Source organism: Moritella viscosa, assembly GCF_900120065.1.
Taxonomy (GTDB): Bacteria; Pseudomonadota; Gammaproteobacteria; order Enterobacterales; family Moritellaceae; genus Moritella; species Moritella viscosa.
This window is the reverse complement of sequence record NZ_FPLG01000076.1, coordinates 1-2,842: the sequence shown is the minus strand read 5'-3', so window position 1 is coordinate 2,842 and position 2,842 is coordinate 1. Positions and strand designations below refer to the sequence as shown.

Below are 2,842 nucleotides of genomic sequence, written 5' to 3'. Positions count from 1 at the left end.
TTTGTTTCTTATCAACTACTTAATTGTTTATTCATTGTCTGTGCATTTTTTGTACATCTTCTTTGTAGGCCGTTAATTCTGCTTTTAAATTGAATAAATAATGAAGTTCTTTTAAATCAAAAGCTTAATTAAGTGCCCATTTTAAATGGATAAAATAGATATTTAATAAGTCTTTTTGCAACAACAGCTTACTGCGGTACTACTCACATGTAGTTAAAAATATTGCCCGTAACATGTAATGCAGTTGATTTGACCTTTGATCACATTTTTTAATATTTGATACTGTGTTTGTTACAGATTTATTGAACTTTTTATAAATCTAGATACACTCGCGTCATAAAAATAGCGCTGACTCATACAGAGTTGTGCACCATAAAATGGAAGTAATGATGAAAAATGTTAAAAATGTAGCATTAGCTGCAACAACTCTTGCAGCTCTATCTTGCAACGCGTTCGCGGCTGATTATTCTGATGATATCCATAAGAATGATTACAAATGGTCACAGTTCAACTTAATGTATGCCGTTGGTGAAAAACCAAGTGGTGAAGATAATCTAAAGCATGATTATTTAGAAATGGAGTTTGGCGGCCGCTCAGGGGTTGTTGATCTATACGGTTATGTTGATGTATTTAATCTAATGAGTTCTGACTCTAGCGATTCAGATAAGAAAGATGATGCAAGCAAAATGTTCATGAAACTTGCTCCGCGTTTTTCTCTTGATGGCATGACTGGTCAAGATTTGTCTTTTGGTCCAGTACAAGAAGTATATATAGCTACGTTATTTAACTGGGGTGGCGGTTCTGCAAACGCGAATGGCGGCAATGGCGATGTTAACAATGCATTCTTCGGTCTAGGTTCTGATGTGATGGTGCCTTGGTTAGGTACAGTCGGTATGAATGTTTATGGTTTATACGATATCAACGCGAAAGACTGGAATGGTTACCAATTCTCGATGAACTGGTTCAAACCTTTCGTTAACTTTGATAACGGTAGTTTCATCTCTTACCAAGGTTACATCGATTACCAATTTGGTGCTGATACAGATGCAAATCATGTTAGCAGTGGTGGTGTTATGTTCAATGGTATCTACTGGCACTCAGAGCGTTACTCTGTGGGTTACGGCTTAAAAGCGTATAATGATGCTTATACACTTGAAGATGGTGTAGCATTTGGTGGGGTAGACACTTCAGGCTTCGCACATTACTTCGCTGCAACATACAAATTCTAAAACCTAATTTTAGAATAAATGGTGGAGCCGCGGTTAGCGTGGCTCCACATATTACTCCATTGATTTTCTATAATTTACTCACTTCTTATAACCCCCTGTAATGCTCTCTTCTGTATAATTTATTTTCAACTTAATTTTATTGTTTTACAGTAGTAATATAATTCATTATGACTGATTTATAAGCCAATAAGGCTGTTTGTAGTGCTTAGTCTATAATTATGAGTCTATTGTATCTAGCTTAATAAACTTAGATTTAGCTGCACTGAATTTATTGATGCTCAACGTTTACATACCATAATTATGGGATTTAACTGATGAACAATATCTATAAATTATTACTTTTGAGTGCCGCTTTAGTTATTTTTTCGAATACTACTGTTGCTGCTGATTATAGCGATGGCCTACATAAAAAAGACTACAGATGGATGCAGTTTAATATGATGTATGCCGTTAACGAAAAGCCGAGTAGTGAAGATAATTTAGTCCATGACTATCTTGAATTGGAGTTTGGTGGTCGCTCTGGAATTTTTGATTTGTATGGCTACGTAGACGTGTTTAATTTAGCCAATACAGATTCCACTGATTCGGACAAAATCAATGGTGCAAGTAAGCTATTCATGAAATTAGCCCCACGTTTCTCACTCGATGCAATGACGGGCAAAGATTTATCGTTTGGGCCAGTGCAAGAGGTTTACATTGCAACTTTATTTAATTGGGGCGGTGGTGGCATTACAGGTACTGATAGCAATGGTGGTGCAATAGTTGGTGGTGTTAATAATTCGTTTTGGGGGGTAGGTAGTGATGTCTCGGTACCCTGGTTTGGTAAGGTGGGCATGAACCTATATGGTTTGTATGATCTGAATGCCAAGGATTGGAATGGTTTTCAGTTTTCAATGAACTGGTTTAAGCCATTTGTGACTTTTGACAATGACAGTTTTATTGCTTATCAGGGCTATGTTGATTATCAATTTAGTGCGGATGCTATTAACGATCTTTACGTGCCAACGACAACCCATGGCGGTGTGATGTTTAATGGTATTTACTGGCACTCAGCTCGCTACTCTCTAGGTTATGGCGTGAAAATATACAAGGATGTTTATACTATTGAAGATGGCGGTGGGATAGTTGCTTTAGACTCGTCTGGTTTTGCTCATTACTTTGCGGTTACTTATAAATTCTAGTTTTATTTTTGGTTATGCTTAAAGAGCTAGTTATAATCTAGCTCTCATTACGGTGTTGGAAATTGCGAAAACTGCTTCGCTGGATCTAGGAGATTAAGCGTGCTGTGGCGCTGCTTTAAGGCTAATAAACCAGGCTGTTAACTGTGTCATGGCGTAACCCAGCAGGCCGCCAGCTAGTAATGGCAGAATAATATGAGAAACATCGCCAGCCATGGCAAAAGTAATGCAGCAACCAATAAAGGCGCCGGGTATAAACGCCAGTTTGGCATAACTAGCTTGCAGGCACATAATACTGGTGATTACACCTGTGAGGAGATAACCCAGCAGCGGAGCGTTGACAAAACTACTGGCGGAGATGGCTAACCAAGCCCAGAAGACTCCAGACAGATTAGTGAACCAAGTCATTAATACACCCTGAAATCCAGCTTTCGG

3 protein-coding genes are annotated in these 2,842 nt (G+C 38.2%); 2 read left to right on the top strand and 1 reads right to left on the bottom strand.

Annotated elements, in window-relative coordinates; translation table 11 throughout:
• The first annotated feature begins 389 nt into the window (after positions 1 to 389).
• On the top strand, positions 390 to 1,229 hold the full coding sequence (locus BT797_RS10215; protein WP_075471958.1) for a nucleoside-specific channel-forming Tsx family protein: 840 nt from the start codon (positions 390 to 392) through the stop codon (positions 1,227 to 1,229).
• A 314-nt stretch (positions 1,230 to 1,543) separates the two neighbouring features.
• On the top strand, positions 1,544 to 2,410 hold the full coding sequence (locus tag BT797_RS10210) for a nucleoside-specific channel-forming Tsx family protein (protein WP_075471956.1): 867 nt from the start codon (positions 1,544 to 1,546) through the stop codon (positions 2,408 to 2,410).
• Between the two features lie 93 nt (positions 2,411 to 2,503).
• Here BT797_RS10210 and BT797_RS10205 read toward each other — a convergent pair.
• The coding region (locus tag BT797_RS10205; protein ID WP_075471954.1) for a DUF1097 domain-containing protein at positions 2,504 to 2,842 on the bottom strand (339 nt) is incomplete at its 5' end.

What these genes read in the sequence shown, in the direction of transcription:
- BT797_RS10215 (WP_075471958.1), top strand. Translation starts at nt 390, where the DNA reads ATGAAAAATGTTAAAAATGTAGCATTAGCTGCAACAACTCTTGCAGCT.
- BT797_RS10210 (WP_075471956.1), top strand. Translation starts at nt 1,544, where the DNA reads ATGAACAATATCTATAAATTATTACTTTTGAGTGCCGCTTTAGTTATT.